This window comes from Streptomyces sp. NPDC025784 (assembly GCF_055558435.1).
The window spans coordinates 47037-70555 of the sequence record NZ_JBVHMN010000012.1; the positions used below are offsets into that span (position 1 = coordinate 47037).

The following is a 23519-nucleotide window of genomic DNA, read 5'->3' on the forward strand; positions in this document are numbered from 1 at the left end:
TCCCTCAGTCCAGGATGAAGTGTTCGAGATACGACGGGTCGGCCCGGTCGAGCATCGACTGCGACCGCGCGCGGATCTGCCGGTCGCTGTGCTCGCTCTCGGGCAGCAGCCAGAAGCGGCCGGCGCGGATGCCCTCGGCGACGAGGTCGGCGACGTCCTCGACGGGCGTGAACCGCACCTCGTGGCCGGCCTCCTTCATGGCGGCCTCCCACTGGCCGAGGCTGCGGTAGGGGGTCTTCCTGGGTTTCTGCTTCGCGTAGCGCGCGGGCCGGTTGCGGTGCGACTCCCACAGGCCGGTACGGAGCATGTGGGGACCGGGAAAGAGCACGGACGCTCCCACACGCGCGCGTTCCGCCTTCAGATGCGCGTAGAGCGACTCGGTCATCGTCACGACGGCCGCCTTGGTGACGGCGTACACGGACGCGGTGGGCAGCGGGGCGATACCGCCGTCCCCGGACGAGGTGTTGACGACGTGTCCCGGCTCTCCCCCGGCGATCATCCGCGGGACGAACGCCTGGACGCCGTGGAAGACGCCCCACACGTTGACGGCGAACGCCCACTTCCAGTCGTTGGGGTCGTGCTCCCACATGCGGCCCTCGGCGCCGGAGCCGACACCGGCGTTGTTGCACAGGACGTGGACGGCGCCGTACCGCTCGTACGTCTCGGTGGCGAGCGCCTCCACCTGCGCGCGGTCCGCGACGTCCACCACGCACGCGTGCACGTCGGCGCCGTCCTTGCGCAGCCCGGCGGCGGCGTCCTCCAGGGCGCCCTCCTCGACGTCCGCCAGGACCACCTTCAGACCGTCCGCGGCGAAACGGCGCGCCATGGCGAGACCGATGCCGCTCGCGGCGCCGGTGACCACGGCGACCTGGCCCGGTGTCAGCTCCATGGCCGCCCGCCCTTCCGTGCCGGCCCCGTGGGGTGGTCCTGGGAGTGGTGCGCACCGGGAGGACGCGGCATCAGACGCTCCCCTCGGGTGGTCCGTCGAGGATCTGCTGCGGATCGTCGTAGCGCTGGTGGATGTACGGCATCAGGGCCTGGGCGCTGACGCGTTCCACGACCCTGCCCTGCTGGTCGGTGGTCTTCTCGCCGATGGTGATCTCGACGAGTTCGCGCACGGGGAGGTCGGCGACCGGGTCGTACATGGACTCGCGCAGCACGACGTCCCCGGTGACGCGCTCCAGCCTGCGCACCTTCTCGTTGCGCACGCAGTGCACGAGGACGGGATCGGCGTCGAAGCCCGAACCGTCCACCGCGGGAAGGAACTTGAAGTAGAAGTCGGTCTTCTGCACGGGCCCGGGCAGCGGGAGGTCACCGCTCACCGCGCCGCGCACCTCGACGAACGCGATGCCGTGCCGGGCGAGCGCGGCGCGTACGACGAGGCCGTCGCGTTCGACCGTCACCTCGCCGAGCTTCTTGGGCTCCCCGAAGACCTCACGGCCGCCGATCAGGGCCCGCTCGTGGGTCATCGGCATGACGAGCGGATACCAGCCCTCGACACCGTCGTGTGCGGCGGCGACGGCGAACGAACCCGCGCCCAGCGGATATCCGGGCAGGTCGACCTTGCTGATGTTGACCCGCACCAGGGGGCGACCGGTGGGTTTCAGCGGCGGCGGCAGGACCGCCGCGACCGCGTCCGGATCGCTCTCCCAGACGGCCACCACGCCGGTGGACCAGATGTCGGGGAGCCTGGAGCTCGCGGCGCGCGCGGCGGCGATCTCCGCCCCGGTCCGCGCGCCGTACCTCACGCGTGCCATGTCGTACCGCCCTTCGTCAGGTGCTTCGGAAGGTTTCTGATGGTCCGTCACTGGCGCCTGTAACACAGTTACAGCAGAGTCCGCGAAGGGTAAATACGTGTGCGTGACAAAGCCTTGGGGGCGCCCGTGAGCAGACCGGTACTCACCCGCGAGCGGGTGCTCGACACCGCCGCGGGTCTGGTGACCCAGCACGGCCCGGACGCTCTGACGATGCGCAAGCTCGCCGCCGAGCTGGGCACCGCCGTCACCTCGATCTACTGGCACGTCGGCAACCGCGAGTCGCTGCTCGACGCCCTCGTCGAGCGGACCGTCGCCGACCTCGGTGCGCTGCGCCCCACCGGGCGCACCCCGGCCCAGCGCATCGTGTCGCTGGCCCGCGCCCTGCGCCGGCAGCTGCGCGCCCATCCGCACCTCGTCGCGATGGTGCACGAACGCGGTCTGACCGAGCGGATGTTCCTGCCCGCCCGGCAGGCCCTGGTGCGCGAGGCGCACGCGGCGGGGCTGGAGGGCGCGCGGGCGGCCGAGGTGGTGCGCGCGGTGCAGTTCCAGGTCGTCGGCTTCGTGCTCGTCGAACGCAACCGCGAACGCGCGCCGGCGCAGCGGCCCGCCGAGGAGGAGGCGTGGGACGCCGAGACCGCCGGGCGGGACGCGGCCCTGGCCCGCGCGCTCGCCCGTCCGGTGGACGAGGAGAGGCTGTTCGTCACCTCCGTACGGGCGTTGGTGGACGGACTCCTGGCACGCTGAGCGGCGGCCCGGGACGGCCGTGCCGCGGCGGCCCGCGGTACGCCGGAGCGCTCTCCGCTTCCGGGAAGGCGGGGCCCGGGCTGTCAGTCGCGGCCCGTATCCTCATGGACCATGCTCGAAGACCTCACGACCGCAGCGTCCCCAGCCTCCTGGCCGGCCGCGTATCCGCAGGGATACGCGGTCGTTGACGTGGAGACCACCGGACTGGCCCGCGACGACCGGATCATCTCCGCCGCCGTCTACCGGCTGGACGCGCGCGGCGAGGTCGAGGACCACTGGTACACGATGGTCAATCCGGAGCGCGATCCGGGCCCCGTGTGGATCCACGGGCTGACGAGCGAGATGCTCGAAGGGGCCCCGTTCTTCCACGAGGTCGCCGAGGAGTTCGCCGCCCGGCTCGCGGACCGCGTGCTGGTCGCGCACAACGCGGTCTTCGACTGGTCCATGATCGCCCGCGAGTACGCGCGCGTGGAGCGCGAGGCCCCCGTGCGGCAGCGGCTGTGCACCATCGCCCTCTCCAAGGAGCTGCGGCTGCCGCTGGCCAATCACAAGCTGGAGTCGCTGGCCGCGCACTTCGGCGTCGTGCAGCAGCGCGCGCACCACGCGCTGGACGACGCACGCGTGCTGGCCGAGGCGTTCCGGCCGAGCCTGCGGGCCGCCGCCCGCGACGGGGTACGGCTGCCGCTGCTGGAGTGCCGGCCGCTCAAGGAGTGGTCCGACAGTCCGGCCGCGCCGCGGATCGGCCGGCAGTCCGGCGGTTATCCGTCCGGAAGTTGGCGCCCTTCACGCAAGCGCCCCGCATGCCCCTATCCCAACCCAGGGCGATACGAAGAGGGCAAACCACTCAAGCAGGGCATGCGGGTGGCGTTCTCCGGGGACACGTCCGTCGACCGCGAGCTGCTGGAGGACCGCGCCGTCGAGGCCGGACTGCACGTCGCGACGAGCCTGTCCCGGCTCACCAGCCTGCTCGTCACCAACGACCCGGACTCCGGCACGTCCAAGGTGGTCAAGGCCAGGCAGTTCGGCACACCGGTGATCGACGAGGCCGCGTTCGGCCAGCTCCTGCGGGACGTGGAGCCGGCCACCGAGGGGTGACCGGCCGCGGGGACGGACCCGCCGCGCGAGGGCCCCTCGACCGCGGAAGGACGCCTCGTCCCGGGGACGCGAACCCGCGGCAACGGGCGGAGCCGGGGCGCGGGCCACTGACGGACGTACGGGTGATTGGCGCACGACTCGCCCGGCTCCCGCTCGCCCGCGCCGCGTCGGCGCCTCACCCTGTGGCGCATGGCGAGATGCGAAGTATGTGGCAATGACTACGGCATGACGTTCGAGGTGCACGCGCAGGGCTCGGTGCACGTCTTCGACTGCTTCTCCTGCGCGATCCACCGGATGGCCCCCATCTGCGAGCACTGTCGCGTGCAGATCATCGGCCAGGGGGTCGAGGTCGAGGGCCACTGGTTCTGCGGGGCGCACTGCGCCCGCGCGGAGGGGAAGGTGGGGATCATCGACAAGGTCTGACCGCCGGGCCGCACGGCCCCCGACGGGACCCTCCCGTCGGGGGCCGAATCGTGCCGAGTACCGTCAATGGGGTGTACCGCTTCCTGTTGTCCCGGCAGTGGGTGATCCTCACCCTCGTGACCCTCGCGCTCATCCCGACGATGATCAAGCTGGGCTACTGGCAGCTGCACCGGCACGAGCACAAGGTCGCACTGAACAAGGTGATCTCCGACTCGCTCGCCGCCGATCCGGTACCGGCCGCGTCACTGACCGCGCCGGGACGGCAGATCGCCCATGACGACCTGTACCGCCGGGTGACCGCGAAGGGTCGCTTCGACACGGCAGACGAAGAGGTCGTACGCCGTCGCACGAACTCCGACGGCGAGGTCGGCTATCACGTCCTCACCCCGTTCGTCCTCGACGACGGCCGGGTGCTCATGGTCAACCGGGGCTGGGTCCCGGCGGACGGCGCACAGACCCAGTTCCCCAGGATCCCGGCTCCGCCGCGCGGCGAGACCACCGTCACCGGACGGCTGATGGCCGACCAGACGACCGCCGACAGCGGCATCAAGAACGTCAAGGGCCTGCCCGACCGGCAGGTCATGCTGATCGACAGCGGGCAGGAGGCCCGACGGCTCGGCAAGCAGGTCCTCGGCGGCTACATCGAGCAGACCGCGCCGCGGCCGAAGGGCGGCTCCCCCGAGCTGATCCCCGATCCCGAGCACAGCGACATCGGCCCGCACATGGCCTACGCGATCCAGTGGTGGCTGTTCTCCGCGGGCGTTCCCGTGGGCTGGGCGGTCCTGGTCCGCCGTGAACGCCGTGACAGGGCGGCGTCCGCGCAGGCGGAGGCCGCTCCGGAGGCGGCCCCCGCGGGCGTGTAGCCCCACGCCCCGGGCCGGCGGCCGTCGCGCCGCCCGCCCACGCCCCGGGCCGGGCGGTCCCGACCGGAGGTCACCCGGTCGGCCCCCGCCCGGATTGACTCCGCCCCCGACCGGGGAACTCGCCCCACGTGGACCCACGCATCGAGGACTACGCGCTCATCGGGGACGAGCAGACCGCGGCCCTGGTGAGCCGGTACGGCTCCATCGACTGGCTGTGTCTGCCCCGGTTCGACTCGGCGGCCTGCTTCGCCGCGCTGCTGGGCGACGAGGACAACGGCCACTGGCGGATCTCCCCCAAGGGCGCCGGCGCCTGCACCCGGCGCGCCTACCGCCCGGACACGCTCGTGCTGGACACCGAGTGGGAGACCGACGAGGGGGCGGTCCGGGTGACCGACCTGATGCCGCAACGCGACGTCGCCCCCGACGTCGTACGCGTCATCGAGGGGCTGAGCGGCCGGGTCACCATGCAGAGCCAGCTACGGCTGCGCTTCGACTACGGCTCGATCGTGCCGTGGATGCGCCGCGCGGAGGGCCACCGGGTGGCGGTCGCGGGCCCCGACTCGGTCTGGCTGCGCAGCGAGCCGCCCGTGCGGACCTGGGGCAAGGACTTCCGCACGTACTCGGAGTTCACGGTCGAGGCCGGACAGAAGGTGGCCTTCGTCCTGACTTGGCACCCCTCGCACCAACCGCGTCCGCCACTGGGCGACCCCTTCGAGGCGCTGCGCAGCAGCGTCGAGGACTGGCAGGCGTGGGCGGCGGGCTGCCGCTACGACGGCCCGCACCGGGACGCCGTCGTGCGCTCCCTGATCACCCTCAAGGCCCTCACCTACTCGCCGACCGGCGGCATCGTGGCCGCTCCCACCACCTCGCTGCCCGAGGAGCTCGGCGGCGTCCGCAACTGGGACTACCGGTACTGCTGGCTGCGCGACTCCACCCTCACCCTCGGCGCGCTCCTGTCGGCCGGCTACCACGAGGAGGCCGAGGCCTGGCGCGACTGGCTGCTGCGCGCGGTCGCGGGCGACCCGGCGGACCTGCAGATCATGTACGGCCTGTCCGGGGAACGCCGGCTGACCGAGTTCGAGCTGCCGTGGCTGTCCGGCTTCGCGGGCTCGACCCCGGTCCGGATCGGCAACGCCGCCGTGGAGCAGCTGCAGCTGGACGTGTACGGCGAGGTCATCGACTCGCTGGCGCTGTCACGCCGTTCGGGTCTGCCCTTCAAGCCCCACATGTGGCGGGTGTGGTGCGCCCTGATGGACTTCGTGCGCACGGCGTGGCGGCAGCCCGACGAGGGCATCTGGGAAGTCCGGGGCCCGCGCAGGCACTTCGTGTACTCCAAGGTGATGGCCTGGGTGGCCGCCGACCGCGCGGTGCGCGCCCTGGAGAGCGAGCCGGCACTCGGCGGCGACCTGGAGGGCTGGCGCGCGATGCGCGACGAGGTGCACCGCGAGGTGTGCGAGCGCGGCTTCGACCCGGAACGGAACACGTTCACCCAGTCCTACGGCTCGCGCGAGCTGGACGCCTCCTTGCTGCTGATCCCCCGCGTCGGATTCCTGCCGCCCGACGATCCGAGGGTCGTCGGCACGATCGACGCCGTCCGGGCGGAGCTCGACAACAACGGCTTCCTGCGTCGCTACGACATCGACCCGTCCGGCGCCGTCGAGGTGTCCGTCGACGAGGCCGAGGTGTCCGTGAGCGAGACCGAGGTGTCCCTGAGCGAGACCGAGATGTCCCTCAGCAGCCCCGGCAGGCACGTCGTCGACGGGCTCCCCGGCGGCGAGGGAACGTTCCTCGTCTGCTCGTTCTGGCTCGCGGAGGCGCTGCACGCGACGGGCAGGAAGCAGGAGGCCCGCGAGCTGTTCGACCGGCTGGTGGCGCTGACCAACGACGTGGGTCTGCTGTCCGAGGAGTACGACCCCGTCGCCGGACGCCAGCTCGGCAATTTCCCCCAGGCGTTCAGCCACATCGGCCTGGTGAGCACCGCCCTCGCCCTGTTCGGGGGCGACCGGGCAGGATAGGGGGCATGGATCTTGGACTGAAGGACCGTGTGTACGTCGTCACGGGAGCCACCCGCGGGCTGGGCAACGCCGCCGCGCGTGAACTCGTCGCCGACGGCGCGAAGGTGATCGTCACCGGGCGCGACGAGAAGAGCGCCGCCGAGGCGGCGTCCGCGCTCGGCCCGAACGCGGTCGGCGTCGCCGCCGACAACGGCGACCCGGCGGCCGCGACCCGGCTCGTCGCGGCGGCCCATGAGCACTTCGGTGGTTTCGACGGCATCCTGATCAGCGTCGGCGGACCGCCGCCGGGATTCGTCGCCGACAACACCGACGAGCAGTGGACGGCCGCGTTCGACTCGGTCTTCCTCGGCGCGGTGCGACTGGCCCGCACGGCCGCCGCGGAACTCGGCGAGGGTGGGGTCATCGGGTTCGTGCTCTCCGGCTCGGTGCACGAACCGATCCCCGGGCTGACCATCTCCAACGGCCTGCGTCCCGGCCTCGCGGGCTTCGCCAAGTCCCTCGCGGACGAGCTCGGCCCGCGCGGCATCCGCGTCCTCGGGCTGCTGCCGTCGCGCATCGACACCGACCGCGTCCGCGAGCTGGACGGTCTGTCCGCCGACCCGGAGGCCACCCGCGCGGCCAACGAGGCGCGCATCCCGCTGCGCCGCTACGGCACTCCCGAGGAGTTCGGCCGCGCGGCCGCGTTCCTGCTCTCGCCGGCAGCCTCCTACCTCACCGGCATCATGCTGCCGGTGGACGGCGGCATGCGGCACGGCTTCTGACCGCCGACGGACGGTTCCGCCTCCGAACACCGCTGTGCGGTACGACTGCGCAACGCGACTGTGCGGCACGGCTGCACCACGGGCCGTGCCGGCTGCACCACGGGCCGTGCCGGCTGCACAACGCGGCCGTGCGGCACGGCTGCTCGGCACGAGCGGGCGGTCCCGCCTCTGAACACCGGTGCGCGGTACGGCCGCTCGACACCGCCGTGCGGCACGGCTGCCGGCCGGCGCACGGACGGCTCGGCGGGTCAGCTCACGCGCTCGGCCCGGTGCTTGACCCCGCGCAGGCGCGCCTCCGCGGGGAGCGCGGCGAGGCCCGCCGAGTCCCGCGCGTGCGCGAGCGCCTCCGTGGTGAGCAGATGCAGCGCGTCCCCGGGGTCCACGTGCGGTTCCAGCTGGAGCTGCACGCGTGCCTCCGGCGTGCTGCGCCGTCCGGTCAGCAGCACGTGCGCCTGCGCGACGCCGTCCAGCCTGCCCGCCTCGGCGGCCAGTACGCCTTCCAGGGCCCGTCCGCGCAGCAGCGCGCCCTCGCCGTCGCCGGTATCCACGAGCACCTCGGCGAGCCGACGGCGCCGCAGCACGGCCACCAGCCACCACAGGGCGAGGAGCAGCAGGACCGTGAGGGCGGCGATGACGGTCGGCCACCACCACCCGTGGTCCCGCCAACGGGCCCGGTCGGCGTCGCTGAGCAGCACGTCGTGCCGCCCTTCGTGGATCCACCACGACGGCGGGCGCACGCCGAGCCCGACGGCGAGCACGGATCCGCCGAGCACGAGCAGCGCGAGACCGATGATCCCGATCAGTACGCGGTTGACGACGCGCAGCACTGTCTCACCCCTTCCGTCCGGGGCGCCTGACGTGCACCGACAGGGAGGGCGGCCGGGCGAGCCCGAGCCCCCGGATGCCGTCGGCGAGTGTGGCGTCCAGGTCGGCACGTACGTCGTCGAGTTCGCGGAAGTGCGAGAGCGCGCGCACGGAAGCCTTGTGCCGGCCCATGTGGACCCGGACCGCCTGCACGCCGGCGACCTCCATGGCCCGGTCGCGCAACGCCATCGCCGCGGCGCCCCGGTGCAGCCCGGCCCGGACGTCCGTGTGGGTGCGCCGCATCGGCAGGACGTCCCGCAGTCCCGGTGTGGCCGCGAGGACGATCAGCCACAGTCCGACGGCCGCGGCGACACCCGCGCCGACGAGCACCCAGGTGTCGTCCAGGGGCCGTTCGGCGAGCGAGTCGGCCAGGGTCCTGCGCCAGCGCATGGCGGGCCGGTGCGCGCGCACGGCCGCCACGTCGTACAGGAAGGCGCCCGCGCAGAGGAGGATCAGCACCGCGAGGACGCCCGCCGGGATCCGGCGGGCGGACCAGAAGCGGCCCTGGCCGCCGTCCTCGTCCGCGTCGGTGCGCAGTGGTTCGTAGTCCGCCGCGGAGGCGGACTGGCCGAGTGCGCTCTCGCCGGCCTTCTCCATGACGGGCATGCGCCGGGTGTTCTCCGAGCCCTGGGGCTCGCTCATCGCGTCCTCCCCTGTGCCGCGCCGGGCGTCTGTGCCAGGTGCAACCGCTCCACCTGGACGGCCACCTCCGGAACTTCCATCCCCGCCAACGCCTCTACCCGCTCGGCGACGTGCCGACGCACCGCGCCGCAGCGGCCGCCGATGTCGGAGGGGTAGTCGAGTTCGAGGCTGACCCGGACGTGGGCGCTCTCGGCCGGGGCGTCCGCCGACCGGCCCGAGCCCTTCTCGTGGCGACGCACGACCACGGTGGCGTGCGGGGCCCCGGCCTCCGCGGGCAGCGCGGGAAGTACCTCGCGGGCCGCCTGTGCGGCGATCTTCGCGACGACCCGGTCGGCGATCCGGGTCGCGCCGCGCTCGCCGGCCGGCACGACCGTCAGGGGCCGCCGCCTCTCACCGAGCCGGTCCGCCTGACCTGGCACGCGTCACCGCCGCCGGTCGTCGCGGGTGCGGAACAGGTCGCCGACGTCCAGGTCCCCTTCGAGGAAACGCCCGACGACGAAGCCGACGGCGCCCAGGGCGGCCACCAGGAGGAAGGCTCCGAAACCCCCGAAATATCCGGCGAAGCCCAGCGCCATTCCGGCGATCATGCCGATCACGGCCAAACTCATGGTGCGCTCCTCAGCAGTTCGGTGGCCGAGTGATCACCGGTGGTCCGGTGGCCGGGTGGTCACTGGAGCCTCGACTCCGGCTCCTCGTCTTCTTCCTCGGGAAGCTTCACATCACTCACCGCGATGTTGACTTCCACCACCTCGAGTCCCGTCATGCGCTCGACGGCCGCGACCACGTTCTCCCGTACGGCGCGGGCGACATCACCGATCGAGACCCCGTAGTCGACGACGATCTCCAGGTCGAGCGCGGTCTGCAGCTCGCCGACCTCTGCCTTCACGCCCCGTGTGACGGACTTCGAGCCGCCGCCGGGCACCCTGTCGCGCACCGCCCCGAAGGTCCGGCTCAGTCCGCTGCCCATCGCGTGCACGCCGAGCACGTCGCGGGCGGCGAGCCCGGCGATCTTCTCGACCACACCGTCGGCGATCGTGGTGCGTCCGCGCGTCGCGGGGTCCCCGCCGCCGCGTCTGGTGGGCTTGCGGATCTGCGGCGACTCCGTCCCGCCTTCGGGGCTCCCCGTCCGGTTCGGCTCCGTCATGTCGGTCATGGCCGTACGTCCCTTTCGGTCGTCCTCCTGTGCCCACAGTAAGTGCGGTTGCGTGGTCGCGCGCCGGGGATGGGGCAGGCTGGAGCAATGACGGCGGACCGGTGGAATCAGGTGGTGCGGCATCAGCTCGGGCTCGGCAGACTGCTGCCCCTGGGGCTCCCGCAGGACGGCGCGTGGATCGCGGAGGCGGCGGCCGGACCGGTCCTGCGGAGCGCGGCGGGGCGCGTGCGCGGGGTACGGGTGGGCGCGCTGCGGATCGCACTCGCCGATCCGGACGAGGTGTACGACCCGGTCGTGGTGCCCCCGCCCGGCGCGCTGCCGCCGGGGCCCCTGCGGATCGACGCCGAGTTCCGGGCCTCCGCGGATCCGACGGCGCCGGGTGCCGAGCCGCTGCCGGCCACCGCGGCGCGGCTGCGGTCGGCCCTCGTCGGGGCGGCGGACCGTCTCGGCCTGGTGGTCGCACGGGTCGACCTGCGGATCACGGGACTGTTGGAGGAGGACGAGGTGCCGGTCGCCGAACACCCTGACGCTCCGCGGCCGGCGCCCGAGCCGACGGACCCCGAGGAGGCACAGGTGGCCGCGGCGGCGCGGTCCGTGCCGGGGGTGAGCCGTCTGACGGACGTCCTGGGCCACCCGGTGCACATCGAGGTCCGTCCCGGCGGTGACGCGGCGCTGCCCCGACGCCATGTGCGCGTCGAACTGGCGGTGACCGCGCGCAGCCACGCCGTCGAGGTGGTGGGAGCCGTCAGGGCGGCGGCGGCCCGAGCCCTCCCGGACGCCCCGTCGGTGACGGTCCTGGTGACGGCGGTGACGGACTGATCCCCGCCGGGCGCGATGCTGCCCGGGAGTGAGGCGGGACGCGCGAAGGGCACCACGGCGTGCCGGGGTGCCCTTCATCCGCAAGACGTACGGCGAGTGCGGGGCGCCGCGGCCCACGGAGCGGCGGCGCGGGTCACCGTGCGGACGGGTGCCTCGCTGCTGGTGCCGCGGTGTCAGTCGCCCACGCCGGCGAGGTCGCGGAGGCGTCGGGCCTGCGCCGCCCGCTCGGCGACGCGCTGCTCCTCGTACGTCCGCTCCTGGGCACCACGCAGCAGCGCCTTCGTCTCGATGACGGCGTCGCGCGGTGCGGCGAGCAGCGCGGCGGACAGGTCCCGTACCGCCTCGTCGAGCTGGTCGGCGGGCACGGCGAGGTTGGCGAGTCCGGTGCGCTCGGCCTCGTCGGCCGTCACGAGCCGGCCCGTCGCGCAGATCTCGAGCGCACGGGCATAGCCCACCAGGCCCACCAGCGGATGCGTCCCCGTCAGGTCCGGGACGAGTCCCAGACTGGTCTCGCGCATGGCGAACTGCACGTCGTCCGCGACGACACGCAGATCACAGGCGAGAGCGAGCTGGAACCCTGCGCCGATCGCATGCCCCTGGACAGCGGCGATGGACACGATGTCGCTGCGCCGCCACCAGGTGAACGCTTCCTGGTACTCGGCGATGGTCGCGTCGAGCTCGGTGTCGGAGCCGCGCGCCAGATCGATGAACGACGGTTCCCCGTCGAACCCCTCCGGCGTGAAGGCCTGCCGGTCGAGCCCCGCGGAGAAGGACTTGCCCTCGGCGCGCAGGACGACCACCCGGACGGAGCCCGGCAGCGACCGGCCGGCCTGCGTCAACGCCCGCCACAGAGCAGGACTCTGGGCGTTGCGCTTGGCCGGGTTGGTCAGCGTCACCGTGGCGATCGCGTCGTCGACGGTGAGCCGTACGCCGTCCTTGTCGAGTACCGGGTCGAGCGAAGCCATGGGGCGCCTCCGATGGGTGCGGTCGGATCAGGTGCGTGCCCACAGGAGACACACCTAAGTGACTGCACAGTAACCACCCGGCCGATCGCGCGACCGACCGGGTGGCCACCACCGAAGCCGATGGGGACGCCCGGCCTCAGGCCGAGGCGGCCTTCTTGCCCCTCGTCGCTCCGCCACGCCCTCGGAGCGTGACGCCCGACTCGCTGAGCATCCGGTGCACGAAGCCATACGAGCGGCCGGTCTCTTCGGCCAGCGCCCGGATGCTCGCACCGGAGTCGTACTTCTTCTTCAGGTCTGCCGCGAGCTTGTCGCGCGCGGCGCCGGTCACCCGGCTGCCCTTCTTCAGAGTCTCGGCCACCCGTGCCTCCTCATGGGAAGTGCGCTCTGGACTCTCATGATCACCCCTCCTGGGCGTCATGGCCACCCATTCGGCAAGGTCCGTAAGACAAGGTTTTGACGACAGGAGCCCGTCCCCACGAGTGGAATCTTGCGTTCCGGCTGTCGCGTTCCGTACACCCGAACGGGTTCTTCGGCGAAGTACCTGGTCAGCGACGCAGGACGGCCGAGCCCTTGGGAACAAAGGACTCGGCCGCAAAATCGATGTACGACACACCTCGGTACGAGGAGATCTCACACAGATGATGGATCACGGATCGGCCGAATGATCCATACGCAGTGGATCAGTCATGCGATCAAGCGCGGCTGACCCGCCCGCTCGTGGCGGGGACGGGCCGTGGCCGCGTCACGGGGGGTCAGGCGAGGGCGACCAGGTCCGCGTAGTCGGCGCCCCACAGGTCCTCGACGCCGTCCGGCAGCAGGATGATCCGCTCCGGCTGGAGCGCCTCGACGGCACCCTCGTCGTGGGTGACGAGGACGACGGCGCCCTTGTAGGTGCGCAGCGCGCCGAGGATCTCCTCGCGGCTGGCCGGGTCGAGGTTGTTCGTCGGCTCGTCGAGCAGCAGCACGTTCGCCGAGGAGACCACGAGGGTCGCGAGGGCAAGACGGGTCTTCTCGCCACCGGAGAGGACACCGGCCGGCTTGTCGACGTCGTCGCCGGAGAACAGGAACGAACCGAGCACCTTGCGGACCTCGACCAGGTCGAGGTCGGGGGCGGCGGAGCGCATGTTCTCCAGGACCGTGCGCTCCGGGTCGAGGGTCTCGTGCTCCTGCGCGTAGTAGCCCAGCTTGAGGCCGTGGCCCTCGACGACCTGGCCGGTGTCGGGCTGCTCGGCGCCGCCGAGCAGCCGCAGCAGGGTCGTCTTGCCCGCGCCGTTGAGGCCGAGGATGACCACGCGCGAGCCCTTGTCGATGGCCAGGTCGACGTCGGTGAAGATCTCCAGCGAGCCGTACGACTTCGACAGCCCCTCGGCCGTCAGCGGCGTCTTGCCGCAGGGCGCGGGCTCGGGGAAACGCAGCTTGGCGACCTTGTCCGAGACGCGGACCGCCTCGAGGCCGGCGAGCAGCTTGTCGGCGCGCTTGGCCATGTTCTGCGCGGCCACCGTCTTGGTCGCCTTGGCGCGCATCTTGTCGGCCTGCGCATTCAGTGCGGCGGCCTTCTTCTCGGCGTTCTGGCGCTCGCGCTTGCGGCGCTTCTCGTCGGCCTCGCGCTGCTGCTGGTAGAGCTTCCAGCCCATGTTGTAGACGTCGATCTGGGAGCGGTTGGCGTCGAGGTAGAACACCTTGTTGACGACCGTCTCGACGAGGTCGACGTCGTGGGAGATCACGATGAAGCCTCCGCGGTACGTCTTCAGGTAGTCGCGCAGCCAGACGATCGAGTCGGCGTCGAGGTGGTTCGTCGGCTCGTCCAGCAGCAGGGTGTCGGCGTCCGAGAACAGGATGCGGGCCAGCTCGATACGGCGCCGCTGACCGCCGGAGAGCGTGTGCAGCGGCTGGCCGAGCACACGGTCGGGCAGGTTGAGCGCGGCGGCGATGGTGGCGGCCTCGGCCTCGGCGGAGTACCCGCCCTTGGTGAGGAACTCCGTCTCCTGGCGCTCGTACTGTCGCATGGCCTTGTCACGGGTGGCGCCGGTGCCGGTGGCGATCCGCTCCTCGTTCTGCCGCATCTTGCGGATCAGGGTGTCCAGGCCGCGCGCGGACAGGATGCGGTCGCGGGCGAGCACGTCGAGGTCGCCGGTGCGGGGGTCCTGCGGCAGATAGCCGACCTCTCCGGAGCGGGTGACGGTGCCGCCGGCGGGGATGCCCTCCCCCGCGAGGACCTTGGTGAGGGTCGTCTTCCCCGCGCCGTTGCGACCGACCAGACCGACGCGGTCGCCCTTGGCGATACGGAAGGTGGCGGACTCGATGAGGACACGGGCGCCGGCGCGCAGCTCGATGGCGGAGGCGGAGATCACGGACATGCTCCTGGGGCGGATGGGTGGCGGGATGGGCGGCTGAGGACGTTCCCGCCGTCTATTGCGCGAGGAGAATGGCCATGGGGCCAAGTCTAACGGGGCCGTGCAAGCACTTTTTCTGCGTGCGGGTGTTCGGCACTGTGATGCTCGCCCCGCCGTTCGCCGCCCAGGGGGGCGCGGTCGGGGGTGATCCTGCCCAGCTCGTCGACGGCGACGATCTCGCCGGTCCAGTCGGCCGCGGTGGCGCACGGCTGGGCGACGAGCAGGGCGCCGTCGTGGCGCACCGCGCGCGCGGGAGCGAAGGCGCAGCCCGGGCGGGCGGGCAGTACCCAGCGCAGGTCGCCGTCGGCGAGGCGGTACGCGGCGACGCGCCGCGGGGTGACCACGGCGAGCACACGGGGACCGAGGACACGCAGCACGCCCGCTCCCCCGCGGCCCGCGAGCCAGGGTGCGGCTCCGGGGAGCGCCCGGTGCCAGCGGACCGCACGGCCGTCGTCCCGCACGGTCGCGGTGACCAGCCCGTCGTCCCAGAGGGCGATCGCGTCCCCGCGCGCGGGGAGCACGACGAGCGGCCGCCGCCCCTCGCGCGCGTAGGTCCAGCGGGGGTGCCCGGTCGCCGTGTCGTACGCCTCGACCGTCGCCGCCCGCGCGCGCAGCGCGGGCCGCGGGCCGTGCTCCACGCGCGCGTGGACGGTGAGGCGGTCCCCGAAGGGCGCGGAGCGTGCCTTGTGGGCCGCCACGAGAAGCGGCACCACCAGCAGGATCACGAGGGCGACGGGCAGGAACGCGCGGGCGCTGCGGCGCCGGGCGTCCCGGCGGTCGGGAGGGGTGGTACGTGGGACGGTGGGCGGGGCCGGGGTCACCGGGCCCGTGGAGGCGGCCGAGGTCACCAGGGCGGTGGGTGCTGCCAGGGTCACCGGGGCGGCCGGAGTGGCGCGGACGGACGGCTGGGCCGGACCCGCGGAGACGTTCGACGTGGCCGGACCTGGAGAGGCTGACGGTGCTGCCGGACCGGCAGGGGCCGGAGCGGTCGGGGCGGGCGAGGTGTCCGGGGCCGTGGGCGGCGCGTCCGGTACACCGATGCGCGCGACGACCACCTTGCCCCCTCGCCCCGACGGCCATGTTCGGCGGCCCGCGCAGGGAACACGGACCGTCCCGGGTGTTCCGACGGTCACGGGCCGTCCCACGGGACAGGCGCAAAGCGTAGACGCCGCGGTCCGCAGGAGGCCGCCGACACGACGGGCGGGGGCCGGCGCGTAGCCCGTTCGGACCTCCGCCCGAATGGCCGGGCGTCCGGGGGCGTACGAGGATGGCGGCACGGAGAGACGTGCGGCAGAGGATGGTGTGCGCATGCAGTTCGACGACGACGCCGACCTGGACACCTCCGAGGTCCAGGATGTGCGCGGCAGTCGAATCCCCGGCGGCAGAGCGACCGTCGGCGGCGGCGTCGCCGCGCTCATAGCCCTGATCCTCGGTCTGTTCTTCGGGGTCGGCCCCGACCAGCTCGGCCTGTCCTCGGGCGACGGCCAGCCGGACGCGGCCAGCTCCTCCCTCGCGCAGGTCCAGCAGACCTGCAAGAAGGGAAGCGACGCGAACACCAAGGAGGACTGCCGCATGGTGGCGGTGGTCAACAGCGTCCAGGACTTCTGGACACAGGAGTTCGCGCGCCGCAGTGGCACCTACACGCCCTCCCCGACGGTCTTCTTCACCGACAGGGTCGGCACCGCGTGCGGCACGGCCACGTCCGCCGTCGGGCCCTTCTACTGCCCGGGAGACCGGAAGGTCTACCTGGACCTCGGCTTCTTCGACGAACTGCGCGACAAGTTCGGCTCCAGCGGCGGGCCGTTCGCCCAGGCGTACGTGGTGGCGCACGAGTACGGGCATCACGTGCAGGACCTGATGGGCACGCTGGCCAAGGCACAGGACGGCGTGACCGGCGCGAACAGCAACTCGGTGCGGACGGAGCTGCAGGCCGACTGCTACGCCGGGGTGTGGGCGAGCCACGCGACGACCACGAAGGACCCGGTGACCGGCAAGGCGCTGCTGACCAGCCTCACGGACGCCGACATCCGCGACGGCCTGGACGCGGCGGCGGCCGTCGGGGACGACCGGATCCAGGAGAGGTTCCAGGGCCGGGTGACCCCGGAGACCTGGACGCACGGCTCCTCCGAGCAGCGGCAGCAGTGGTTCTACCGGGGCTTCAGCAGCGGCGACATGGCGCAGTGCAACACGTTCCGCTGAGCCGCCGCTCCCCCGGTCCGTACGCCCCGTCGGATCACGTGCTCCGGTGGCTTCCAGGCTCCGCCGGGTCGCACGTGCCGCCGGTCGCCGTCGTGGCGGCCCGCGATCGGCGGGGCGTTGTCGGTGGCCGGTGCAAGACTGGGCGGCAGGTCGAGATCCGGCGGCGGGACCAGAGGAAGTGATCGGCATGGCAGGTTTGGACGGCGGGCGCCCGAGCATCTACCCGACCCTGCTGTACGCGGACGCGAAAGCGGCCATCAGGCAGCTCACGGAGGCCTTCGGTTTCACCGAGGCGTCGGTGTACGAGGGCGAGGACGGCACGGTGATGCACGCCGAGCTGGTCCAGGGCCACGGCGCGGTGATGCTGGGGTCCAAGGGCCGCGGCGGAGCGTTCGACACCGCGATGAAGGACGCCGGCCCCGCCGGGGTGTATGTGGTGGTGGACGACATCGACGCCCACCACCAGCGGGCCGTGGACCACGGTGCCGAGATCGTGATGCCCCCGACCGACCAGGACTACGGCTCCCGCGACTACATGGCCCGCGACCTGGAGGGCAACATCTGGAGCTTCGGCACCTACGCCCCCGAGACAGGGGCGTAGGGCTCCAGGACCGGCTCGCGGGACGCGCCCGTCAGCTGCCTCCGGTGTGCACCTGGAAGGCCGCCCGGCGTACGGCCTTGGCGAGCGCCGGATCCGGGTGGGCGGCCGCGAGCGCGACCAGGACCTGCACCGTGCGCGGGTGTCCGACCGCGCGGACCGCGTCGAGGAGCGCGGGCACGGTCGGCTGCACGGCCGACTCCAAGTGCCGTACGAGGAGCGGGGCTTCGCCGTGGTCGGCGACGGCGGCGGCGGTGTCCACCCACAGCCAGGTCGCTTCCTCCCGGGTGAGCACCTCGTGGGCGTCCTCGGGGTCGTGGCCGTCGTGCTCGGCCAGCCACAGCAGGGCGTACGGACGCAGCGGGGTCTCGCCGGCCACGGCACGCACATCGGGCTCGGCGGGGGCGCCGACGACGCGCAGGGCTTCGAAGGCGAGGCCGCGGGTGAGGGCGTCCTCGCCACGGGCGGCGTCGAGGAGTTCGGTGACCGCGCTGCCGACGGGACGGGCGGCGAGCCAGGCGCGGTACTCGGCACGGGCCGCGTTCGGGCGCAGTTGGGCGCAGCCCCGGAGCATGTCCTCGGCGGACTGCTCGATGTTCCCGGCGGGGCTCTGCGCGGCGACGCAGATCTGCTCCAGCTTGACCCAGACCGCCCAGCTGCCGAGCGGGGTGAGGGTGGCCTGTCCGTCCCCGTAGGTGAGCGCACCGACGGAGGCCAGGGCGTGCAGGGCCCAGTCGAGGAGGGGGGCGAGTTCCGCGTCCGCGACCTCGGGGCCCTCCGGCGCCGCCTCGGGCTGGGGGCCGTAGGAGACCTCGCAGCGCGCGGTGCGCAGTTCCGTGACGCGCTGCTCCAGCAGGTCGAGGAGTTGCTCCATCGGGACGGGCCCGGCGGAGAGCTGGAGGAAGGAGAGCACCTGGGGCATCGCGGAGACGACCTCGGCGACGGCGGCGGGTTCGCGGTCCTCGGGTTCCGGATGGGCGAGCGACCAGGCGTCGAAGAGGGCGACCCAGCCGCGCAGGACGGCGCTGTCGTCGCGGTTCCAGGCGCGCAGCCGCCATCCCGGACGGGCGCTGTCGCCGTGCACCTCGACGAGGCCCGCGAGGCGTGCCGTGTCCCAGTCCGCGCGGACCTGAACCGTGCTCAGCGCGAGGTCGGCCGCCGCCCGTTCGGCGGTGGCCTCGGACAGGGTGCCCTTGCCGTCGGGGGTTCCGCCGTCACGACCCGGGCGCAGGGCGGCGTCCGCCCAGCGGGCGACACGGGCCGCGCCGGCCAGGCGGGTGCGCGCCATGCGCGCCAGCTCCGCGGGCGGGGGCGTGCCCTCGGGCGGCCGCGGTGCGGGGCGGCGCGTGCGGCGCTGGGTCACCGCTCGGGGGGCAGCGGCCAGGGGCCGTGGGCTGACGAGTCGGAGCCTGGAGTCGCGCGGATTACGGGACGTCACGGGTGCAGTCTTCCGGTTGACGGTCCGAAAACCCAAACGGAATGCCGCGGAGGGCGACGGGGGTGCTCGCGGGGCGGGGCTCCGGGGGCTCTTCACACGCGGGAACGGGCCGTCGCGGGAGTCGTCCGACGCCGAACCGGAAGCGGGTGTGCGGCCCCGCCGGAGGGGTTCCCGCGAAGTGGCGGAAGAGCCGGCCCCGGGCTACATCAAGGGGGTGAGGAAGCGGCGCAGCGCCTCCTCGTAGGTCTCCGGGTCGGCGTTCCACATGGCGCCGTGCGGGGCCTGCGGGACGGTGTGCAGGGTGACCAGGTCGGGGCGGCGCTGCGCGAAGCGGCGCGAGGGTCCCCAGGGGGCGATGGTGTCGTCCGGCCCGTGCACGAGCAGGGTGGGCACCTTGAGGTGGTCGGGATGCGCGCCGTCGAGCCGCTCGTCGCGCAGACCCGTGCGGCCCTGGGCGGCGCGCACCGCGAGGGGCAGCAGCGCGCCCGGCGTGTGGCGGGCCGTGGCGAGGGCGCGCAGTGTGGCCTTCCAGTCGAGGACCGGGGAGTCCAGGACGAGCCCGGAGATCCGCTCGCGCAGGGCTGAGCGCGTGGCGGCGAGCAGGGCCATGGTGGCGCCGGTGGACCACCCGTAGAGGACGACCTGTTCGGCGCCGTACCGCACGGCGTAGCGGATGGCGGCGTCGAGGTCGCGCCACTCGGTCTCGCCGAGGTGGCTCAGCCCGTCCTGGGGGCGGGGGGCGCCGAGGTCGCCGCGGTAGGCGATGTCCAGCACCGGGAAGTGGTAGCGGTTCAGGAACTCCATGACGTTCATGGGGTGCTCGCGGGTGGTGCCCAGGCCGTGCACGGCGATCACCCAGGTGTCGCGGACGGCGGGCACGAACCAGGCGGGCAGTGCGCCGAGTTCGCCGGGGACGTCGACGTCGGCGGTCTCCAGGCCGAGGGCGGAGCTCGGGTCGCCGATGTGCAGGTTGGGGGTGAGCCACACCTTGTCGCCGGGCTCCAGGGCGCCGTGGGTGACGCGCTCCAGGCGGCGGACGACCGTGTCGGCGGGGTGGGGCGTGCCACGCAGGACCGGGCCGACGACCGCGTGGGAGCCGTTGCCGGCGAGGCCGTAGGTGCCCGGACGCAGTGAGGCCAGGTCGCGGGTGAGCGTGATCCCGCCGGACGTCGTGGCGTGCACGGTGAGCCGGGGTTCGGTGGGCAGGGGCCGGCCGGGTGACGCCTTCAGTGCGGCGTCGCTGGCGAACCGGCCCGCCGCCACGGAGGCTGCGCCCGCGGCGATGGCTACGGTGACGGCTGCGGCCGTCGCTTTGACAGTGCGCACGGCTTCAGTCTCCCGGGGGAGCCCGTGGTCGGCCAGTGGGAGCGCGGGGGCACATCCGAGGGCGGGGGTTCGTTCCGTGGGGCTGGGCGCGCCGGGGTTCGGCACCGCCGGAGTGGCCCGTCCCGGCCGGGCGCCGCGTCGGTGGGAGGGAATCTCTCCCCTGGCCGGGCGGGCGGGGCTCCACCCGAGCGCGGGCTCGGCTCCGCCGGAACAGTCCGTCCCGGCCGAGCGCCACGGCGGTGGGAAAGGCGGCCCCGGCAGGGCGCCACAGCGGAGCGAAAGGCGTCCCCCGCCCGGGATGCCCTGCCTGCGCGGCCCCCGTGTCCGGAATCGGCCGGAGGAGTGAGGGTGAGGGTCGGGGCTAGGGTTTCTGGCCGTAGGTCCTCAGGTGTTCGCCCGCCCGGGTCACCTGGGCCGGAGTCAGCAGGTTCGGGGTGAGACCGGGGACCGACGCGGCGAGGAGCCAGACGCGGGACATCCACTCCAGCTGGGCCGTGCGGTCGTACGCCTGGGACAGGGACGCGCCGTGGGCGACGGTGCCGTGGTTCTGGAGGAGGCAGGCGGTGCGGCCGTCGAGGGCCCGGAGCATGTTCTCGGCCAACTCCGCGGTGCCGTACGTCGCATAGGGGGCGACACGGACCGGTCCGCCGAGGGCGCCGGCCATGTAGTGGATCAGCGGGAGCTCGGGGACGAGCGTCGAGACGGCCGTCGCGTGGGCCGCGTGGGTGTGGACGACGGCGACGGCGTCCGTGGCGCGGTAGATCGCGAGATGCATCGGCAGCTCGCTCGTCGGCAGCAGCGAACCGAGCACCTGCCGCCCGTCGAGGCCGACGCCGACGACGTCCTCCGGCGCGAGACGGTCGTACGGCACTCCCGTCGGCGTGACCAGGACGGTGTCGCCGACCCGGACCGAGACGTTGCCCGACGTTCCGACGACCAGCCCGTCGGCCACTGTCCGACGGGCCGTCGCCACGAGCTCCTCCCAGGCCCGCGCCACCGCGTCCCCCGCGCCCCTCGCGTCCCGCGCACCCGCGGCCTGTGCTTCCTCCCGCACGTCCCGTGCGTCCCGCCGCTGTTCAGCCATGCCGCGATCCTGCCAGCAGGCGACCTCGCCGTGTCGCGGGCGAGGGCACTTTAGGCCGGAGCCCACGCCTCCGTAAGGGCGCATATGGGCACGGATCACCCTCCGAGGCGGATTGGCCGGTGATCGACCTCTGATCACCGATCTTCCAGTAGCCTCTGGGGGATTTGTCGTACACGTCGCCATTCCGGGGGGAAATATGGCCCGTGATCACAAACCACTCCATCACCATGTCCGCGCCACGGCCGCGACGGCCGTCGTGGCGGCGCTCACCGCGGCGGGCACCGCCCTCACCGCGCTCCCGGCGAGCGCCGCGGGCAAGCCCAAGGGGCACGACGTCTCCTCTCACCAGAAGAACGTCGACTGGCGGAGCGCCAGGGCGAAGGGCGCCCGGTTCGTCTACGTCAAGGCGACGGAGTCCCACACGTACCGCAACCCCTACTTCAGCCGGCAGTACAACGGCGCGCGCAACGCGGGCATCCTCCGCGGCGCCTACCACTTCGCGGTGCCGGACAAGTCCTCCGGCACCACCCAGGCCGCGTACTTCGTACGCAACGGCGGCGCCTGGCGCGCGGACGGCTGGACGCTGCCGCCCGCGCTGGACATCGAGTACAACCCGTACGGCAAGCGCAAGTGCTACGGCCTGAGCAAGGCCAGGATGGTGAGCTGGATCAAGGCGTTCAGCGACGAGGTCAAGCGGCAGACCGGCCGCCGCCCGGTGATCTACACGACCACGCACTGGTGGAACACCTGCACCGGCGCCAGCCGGGCCTTCGGCGCGAACCACGCCCTGTGGCTTGCGCGCTACGACTCCGCGGACGCCGGCGCCCTGCCGGCCGGCTGGTCCTACTGGACGTTCTGGCAGTACGACAACAGCGGCAGCCTGCCGGGTGACCAAAATCTCTTCAATGGGTCCATAACCGGACTCAAGAGGCTCACCCGAGGCTAGACACTGGTAGCGGAGCCCGATATTCCGCCTGCGTTCGAGGAACGAGGGACCCCTCCGGCACAAACGGAGGGGCATCCCACCGATTGAGACACCCCACAGCCTGCCTCAGTTCATCTTCCGTTCACCCAGGTTGCTTACGGTCCACATGCCACTGACGTCCAACAGAAGCCTGGGTAAATGGAACACATCACGCTCCTCCTCGGAATCGTGATCGTCACCGCTCTCGTGTTCGATTTCACGAACGGTTTCCACGACACTGCCAACGCGATGGCGACGACCATCTCGACCGGCGCTCTCAAGCCCAAGACGGCGGTGGCCATGTCCGCCGTGCTGAATCTCGTCGGTGCGTTCCTCTCGGTGGAGGTCGCCAAGACGATCTCCGGCGGAATCATCAACGAAGAGGGCATACGCACCGAAGTGATCTTCGCGGCGCTCGTCGGCGCCATCCTGTGGAATCTGCTGACCTGGCTCCTGGGTCTGCCCTCCAGCTCCTCCCACGCACTCTTCGGCGGCCTCATCGGTGCCGCCGTCATGTCGGCGGGCTGGTCGTCGGTGAACGGTTCGACCGTCGTCACCAAGGTGCTCATCCCCGCGGTGGCCGCGCCGATCGTGGCCGGAATCGCCGCCATGCTGGCCACCCGGCTGACCTACCGCATCGGCGGTCGCGTCGAGGAGAAGGCGACCGCCAAGGGCTACCGCGCCGGCCAGATCGCCTCCGCCGGCCTGGTCTCCCTCGCCCACGGCACGAACGACGCGCAGAAGACGATGGGCATCATCACCCTGGCCCTGGTCACCGGCGGCGTCATCGCCCCCGGCTCGAACCCTCCCACCTGGGTCATCGTCTCGGCCGGTATGGCCATCGCGCTCGGCACCTACCTGGGCGGCTGGCGCATCATCCGCACGATGGGCAAGGGCCTCACCGATCTCGCGCCGCCGCAGGGCTTCGCCGCCCAGACCAGCGCCGCGACGGCCATCCTGGCCTCCTCGCACATCGGCTTCTCCCTCTCCACCACCCAGGTCTGCTCCGGCGCCGTGATGGGCTCGGGCCTCGGCCGCAAGGGCGGTGTGGTCCGCTGGTCGACCGCGACCCGCATGTTCGTGGCCTGGGGTCTGACCCTGCCGGCCGCGGGTCTGGCCGGTGCCTCCGCCGAGTTCCTGACCAAGCAGGGCACCTGGGGCATCGTCCTCACGGGCGTGCTGCTGGTCGCCGGCGCCGGCGTCATCTGGACGCTGTCGCGCCGCCAGCCGGTCACCGTCGACAACGTGAACGACGTCGACGCCGAGCCCGCCGGCGTCGTCACCACGGCGATGGCCGCCGTCGCCGTGCCGCCGGCCGGCCCGGTCACCGCGGCCGACACCGAGCTCAAGGCCACCATCCCGGTGCCGGACCCCGGCCCCTCCGCCGAACCCACCCGCCCGGCCACGGTGTAAGGA

Annotated in this window: 25 protein-coding genes; 11 read left to right on the plus strand and 14 right to left on the minus strand. The window is 72.8% G+C overall.

What is annotated here, in order from left to right; all coding sequences use genetic code 11:
- Positions 1–4: 4 nt before the first annotated feature.
- Both ACZ4IF_RS25965 and ACZ4IF_RS25970 read right to left on the minus strand, forming a co-directional pair.
- The gene (locus ACZ4IF_RS25965) at positions 5–889 is read right to left on the minus strand and encodes an SDR family NAD(P)-dependent oxidoreductase (RefSeq protein ID WP_467566792.1); all 885 of its coding nucleotides are present in this window, start codon (positions 887–889) and stop codon (positions 5–7) included.
- A 70-nt stretch (positions 890–959) separates the two neighbouring features.
- Positions 960–1757: an acetoacetate decarboxylase family protein gene (locus ACZ4IF_RS25970; protein WP_467566794.1), complete on the minus strand. Its 798-nt coding sequence runs from the start codon at positions 1755–1757 to the stop codon at positions 960–962.
- Positions 1758–1883: 126 nt separating this feature from the next.
- Between ACZ4IF_RS25970 and ACZ4IF_RS25975 the strand changes: the two genes are divergently transcribed.
- The 6 genes from ACZ4IF_RS25975 to ACZ4IF_RS26000 all read left to right on the plus strand — a co-directional run bounded on the left by ACZ4IF_RS25975 (position 1884) and on the right by ACZ4IF_RS26000 (position 7658).
- The gene (locus tag ACZ4IF_RS25975) at positions 1884–2501 is read left to right on the plus strand and encodes a TetR/AcrR family transcriptional regulator (protein ID WP_359500780.1); all 618 of its coding nucleotides are present in this window, start codon (positions 1884–1886) and stop codon (positions 2499–2501) included.
- A 111-nt stretch (positions 2502–2612) separates the two neighbouring features.
- On the plus strand, positions 2613–3596 hold the full coding sequence (locus ACZ4IF_RS25980; RefSeq protein ID WP_467566798.1) for a DEDDh family exonuclease: 984 nt from the start codon (positions 2613–2615) through the stop codon (positions 3594–3596).
- A 189-nt stretch (positions 3597–3785) separates the two neighbouring features.
- Complete coding sequence (locus ACZ4IF_RS25985; RefSeq protein WP_078629285.1) at positions 3786–4019, plus strand: hypothetical protein; 234 nt, start codon at positions 3786–3788, stop codon at positions 4017–4019.
- 71 nt (positions 4020–4090) lie between these two features.
- Positions 4091–4882 carry an SURF1 family cytochrome oxidase biogenesis protein gene (locus ACZ4IF_RS25990; RefSeq protein ID WP_467566802.1) on the plus strand — a complete coding sequence of 264 codons (792 nt, stop codon included), beginning with the start codon at positions 4091–4093 and terminating at the stop codon, positions 4880–4882.
- A gap of 128 nt (positions 4883–5010) precedes the next feature.
- Positions 5011–6897, plus strand: a complete 1887-nt coding sequence (locus ACZ4IF_RS25995; RefSeq protein WP_467566806.1) for a glycoside hydrolase family 15 protein — start codon at positions 5011–5013, stop codon at positions 6895–6897.
- Between the two features lie 5 nt (positions 6898–6902).
- Positions 6903–7658, plus strand: a complete 756-nt coding sequence (locus ACZ4IF_RS26000) for an SDR family oxidoreductase (protein ID WP_359500772.1) — start codon at positions 6903–6905, stop codon at positions 7656–7658.
- 248 nt (positions 7659–7906) lie between these two features.
- Here ACZ4IF_RS26000 and amaP read toward each other — a convergent pair whose 3' ends face one another.
- The 5 genes from amaP to ACZ4IF_RS26025 are packed head-to-tail and all read right to left on the minus strand — an operon-like array spanning position 7907 to position 10317.
- Positions 7907–8485, minus strand: a complete 579-nt coding sequence (amaP, locus tag ACZ4IF_RS26005) for an alkaline shock response membrane anchor protein AmaP (protein ID WP_467566809.1) — start codon at positions 8483–8485, stop codon at positions 7907–7909.
- Positions 8486–8489: 4 nt separating this feature from the next.
- Positions 8490–9164: a DUF6286 domain-containing protein gene (locus ACZ4IF_RS26010; protein WP_467566812.1), complete on the minus strand. Its 675-nt coding sequence runs from the start codon at positions 9162–9164 to the stop codon at positions 8490–8492.
- Complete coding sequence (locus tag ACZ4IF_RS26015; protein ID WP_467566815.1) at positions 9161–9583, minus strand: Asp23/Gls24 family envelope stress response protein; 423 nt, start codon at positions 9581–9583, stop codon at positions 9161–9163. Before ACZ4IF_RS26015 ends, ACZ4IF_RS26010 begins: the two co-directional genes overlap by 4 nt.
- A 3-nt stretch (positions 9584–9586) precedes the next feature.
- Positions 9587–9772 carry a hypothetical protein gene (locus ACZ4IF_RS26020; protein ID WP_345658979.1) on the minus strand — a complete coding sequence of 62 codons (186 nt, stop codon included), beginning with the start codon at positions 9770–9772 and terminating at the stop codon, positions 9587–9589.
- 59 nt (positions 9773–9831) lie between these two features.
- Positions 9832–10317 carry an Asp23/Gls24 family envelope stress response protein gene (locus tag ACZ4IF_RS26025; RefSeq protein ID WP_028803319.1) on the minus strand — a complete coding sequence of 162 codons (486 nt, stop codon included), beginning with the start codon at positions 10315–10317 and terminating at the stop codon, positions 9832–9834.
- Between the two features lie 87 nt (positions 10318–10404).
- Here ACZ4IF_RS26025 and ACZ4IF_RS26030 point away from each other — a divergent pair, with 87 nt between their 5' ends.
- Positions 10405–11136, plus strand: coding sequence for a nucleopolyhedrovirus P10 family protein (locus tag ACZ4IF_RS26030; protein WP_467566820.1), 732 nt, complete (start codon positions 10405–10407; stop codon positions 11134–11136).
- A gap of 173 nt (positions 11137–11309) precedes the next feature.
- Here ACZ4IF_RS26030 and ACZ4IF_RS26035 read toward each other — a convergent pair whose 3' ends face one another.
- The 4 genes from ACZ4IF_RS26035 to ACZ4IF_RS26050 all read right to left on the minus strand — a co-directional run bounded on the left by ACZ4IF_RS26035 (position 11310) and on the right by ACZ4IF_RS26050 (position 15369).
- Entirely contained in the window at positions 11310–12101 is a 792-nt protein-coding gene (locus ACZ4IF_RS26035) for an enoyl-CoA hydratase/isomerase family protein (protein WP_467566823.1), read from the minus strand.
- Between the two features lie 136 nt (positions 12102–12237).
- Positions 12238–12459 (minus strand): helix-turn-helix domain-containing protein, encoded by a 222-nt coding sequence (locus ACZ4IF_RS26040; RefSeq protein WP_006123601.1) that lies wholly within the window; start codon positions 12457–12459, stop codon positions 12238–12240.
- A gap of 394 nt (positions 12460–12853) precedes the next feature.
- The gene (locus tag ACZ4IF_RS26045; protein ID WP_467566825.1) at positions 12854–14452 is read right to left on the minus strand and encodes an ABC-F family ATP-binding cassette domain-containing protein; all 1599 of its coding nucleotides are present in this window, start codon (positions 14450–14452) and stop codon (positions 12854–12856) included.
- Positions 14453–14544: 92 nt separating this feature from the next.
- Entirely contained in the window at positions 14545–15369 is an 825-nt protein-coding gene (locus ACZ4IF_RS26050; RefSeq protein WP_467566828.1) for a PQQ-binding-like beta-propeller repeat protein, read from the minus strand.
- A 433-nt stretch (positions 15370–15802) separates the two neighbouring features.
- Here ACZ4IF_RS26050 and ypfJ point away from each other — a divergent pair, with 433 nt between their 5' ends.
- Together ypfJ and ACZ4IF_RS26060 are read left to right on the plus strand one after the other, a co-directional pair.
- Positions 15803–16693 carry a KPN_02809 family neutral zinc metallopeptidase gene (gene ypfJ, locus ACZ4IF_RS26055; RefSeq protein WP_359500755.1) on the plus strand — a complete coding sequence of 297 codons (891 nt, stop codon included), beginning with the start codon at positions 15803–15805 and terminating at the stop codon, positions 16691–16693.
- A gap of 187 nt (positions 16694–16880) precedes the next feature.
- Positions 16881–17294, plus strand: a complete 414-nt coding sequence (locus ACZ4IF_RS26060; RefSeq protein ID WP_095933540.1) for a VOC family protein — start codon at positions 16881–16883, stop codon at positions 17292–17294.
- 31 nt (positions 17295–17325) lie between these two features.
- Here ACZ4IF_RS26060 and ACZ4IF_RS26065 read toward each other — a convergent pair whose 3' ends face one another.
- The 3 genes from ACZ4IF_RS26065 to ACZ4IF_RS26075 all read right to left on the minus strand — a co-directional run bounded on the left by ACZ4IF_RS26065 (position 17326) and on the right by ACZ4IF_RS26075 (position 21139).
- Positions 17326–18729: a hypothetical protein gene (locus ACZ4IF_RS26065; protein ID WP_467566833.1), complete on the minus strand. Its 1404-nt coding sequence runs from the start codon at positions 18727–18729 to the stop codon at positions 17326–17328.
- Positions 18730–18930: 201 nt separating this feature from the next.
- The gene (locus tag ACZ4IF_RS26070; RefSeq protein WP_467566836.1) at positions 18931–20055 is read right to left on the minus strand and encodes an alpha/beta hydrolase; all 1125 of its coding nucleotides are present in this window, start codon (positions 20053–20055) and stop codon (positions 18931–18933) included.
- Between the two features lie 361 nt (positions 20056–20416).
- Complete coding sequence (locus ACZ4IF_RS26075; RefSeq protein ID WP_467566839.1) at positions 20417–21139, minus strand: class II aldolase/adducin family protein; 723 nt, start codon at positions 21137–21139, stop codon at positions 20417–20419.
- A gap of 196 nt (positions 21140–21335) precedes the next feature.
- Here ACZ4IF_RS26075 and ACZ4IF_RS26080 point away from each other — a divergent pair, with 196 nt between their 5' ends.
- Together ACZ4IF_RS26080 and ACZ4IF_RS26085 are read left to right on the plus strand one after the other, a co-directional pair.
- Complete coding sequence (locus tag ACZ4IF_RS26080; protein WP_359500747.1) at positions 21336–22085, plus strand: lysozyme; 750 nt, start codon at positions 21336–21338, stop codon at positions 22083–22085.
- 177 nt (positions 22086–22262) lie between these two features.
- A complete protein-coding gene (locus ACZ4IF_RS26085) occupies positions 22263–23516 on the plus strand; it encodes an inorganic phosphate transporter (protein ID WP_467566843.1) in 1254 nt (417 codons plus the stop codon).
- Positions 23517–23519 lie beyond the last annotated feature (3 nt).

What these genes read in the sequence shown, in the direction of transcription:
- ypfJ (WP_359500755.1), top strand. Translation starts at nt 15,803, where the DNA reads ATGCAGTTCGACGACGACGCCGACCTGGACACCTCCGAGGTCCAGGAT.
- ACZ4IF_RS26035 (WP_467566823.1), bottom strand. Translation starts at nt 12,101, where the DNA reads ATGGCTTCGCTCGACCCGGTACTCGACAAGGACGGCGTACGGCTCACC.
- ACZ4IF_RS26060 (WP_095933540.1), top strand. Translation starts at nt 16,881, where the DNA reads ATGGCAGGTTTGGACGGCGGGCGCCCGAGCATCTACCCGACCCTGCTG.
- ACZ4IF_RS26020 (WP_345658979.1), bottom strand. Translation starts at nt 9,772, where the DNA reads ATGAGTTTGGCCGTGATCGGCATGATCGCCGGAATGGCGCTGGGCTTC.
- ACZ4IF_RS25985 (WP_078629285.1), top strand. Translation starts at nt 3,786, where the DNA reads ATGGCGAGATGCGAAGTATGTGGCAATGACTACGGCATGACGTTCGAG.
- ACZ4IF_RS25970 (WP_467566794.1), bottom strand. Translation starts at nt 1,757, where the DNA reads ATGGCACGCGTGAGGTACGGCGCGCGGACCGGGGCGGAGATCGCCGCC.
- ACZ4IF_RS26085 (WP_467566843.1), top strand. Translation starts at nt 22,263, where the DNA reads ATGGAACACATCACGCTCCTCCTCGGAATCGTGATCGTCACCGCTCTC.
- ACZ4IF_RS25980 (WP_467566798.1), top strand. Translation starts at nt 2,613, where the DNA reads ATGCTCGAAGACCTCACGACCGCAGCGTCCCCAGCCTCCTGGCCGGCC.
- ACZ4IF_RS26075 (WP_467566839.1), bottom strand. Translation starts at nt 21,139, where the DNA reads ATGGCTGAACAGCGGCGGGACGCACGGGACGTGCGGGAGGAAGCACAG.
- ACZ4IF_RS26025 (WP_028803319.1), bottom strand. Translation starts at nt 10,317, where the DNA reads ATGACCGACATGACGGAGCCGAACCGGACGGGGAGCCCCGAAGGCGGG.
- ACZ4IF_RS26080 (WP_359500747.1), top strand. Translation starts at nt 21,336, where the DNA reads ATGGCCCGTGATCACAAACCACTCCATCACCATGTCCGCGCCACGGCC.
- ACZ4IF_RS25965 (WP_467566792.1), bottom strand. Translation starts at nt 889, where the DNA reads ATGGAGCTGACACCGGGCCAGGTCGCCGTGGTCACCGGCGCCGCGAGC.
- ACZ4IF_RS26010 (WP_467566812.1), bottom strand. Translation starts at nt 9,164, where the DNA reads ATGAGCGAGCCCCAGGGCTCGGAGAACACCCGGCGCATGCCCGTCATG.
- ACZ4IF_RS26030 (WP_467566820.1), top strand. Translation starts at nt 10,405, where the DNA reads ATGACGGCGGACCGGTGGAATCAGGTGGTGCGGCATCAGCTCGGGCTC.
- ACZ4IF_RS26000 (WP_359500772.1), top strand. Translation starts at nt 6,903, where the DNA reads ATGGATCTTGGACTGAAGGACCGTGTGTACGTCGTCACGGGAGCCACC.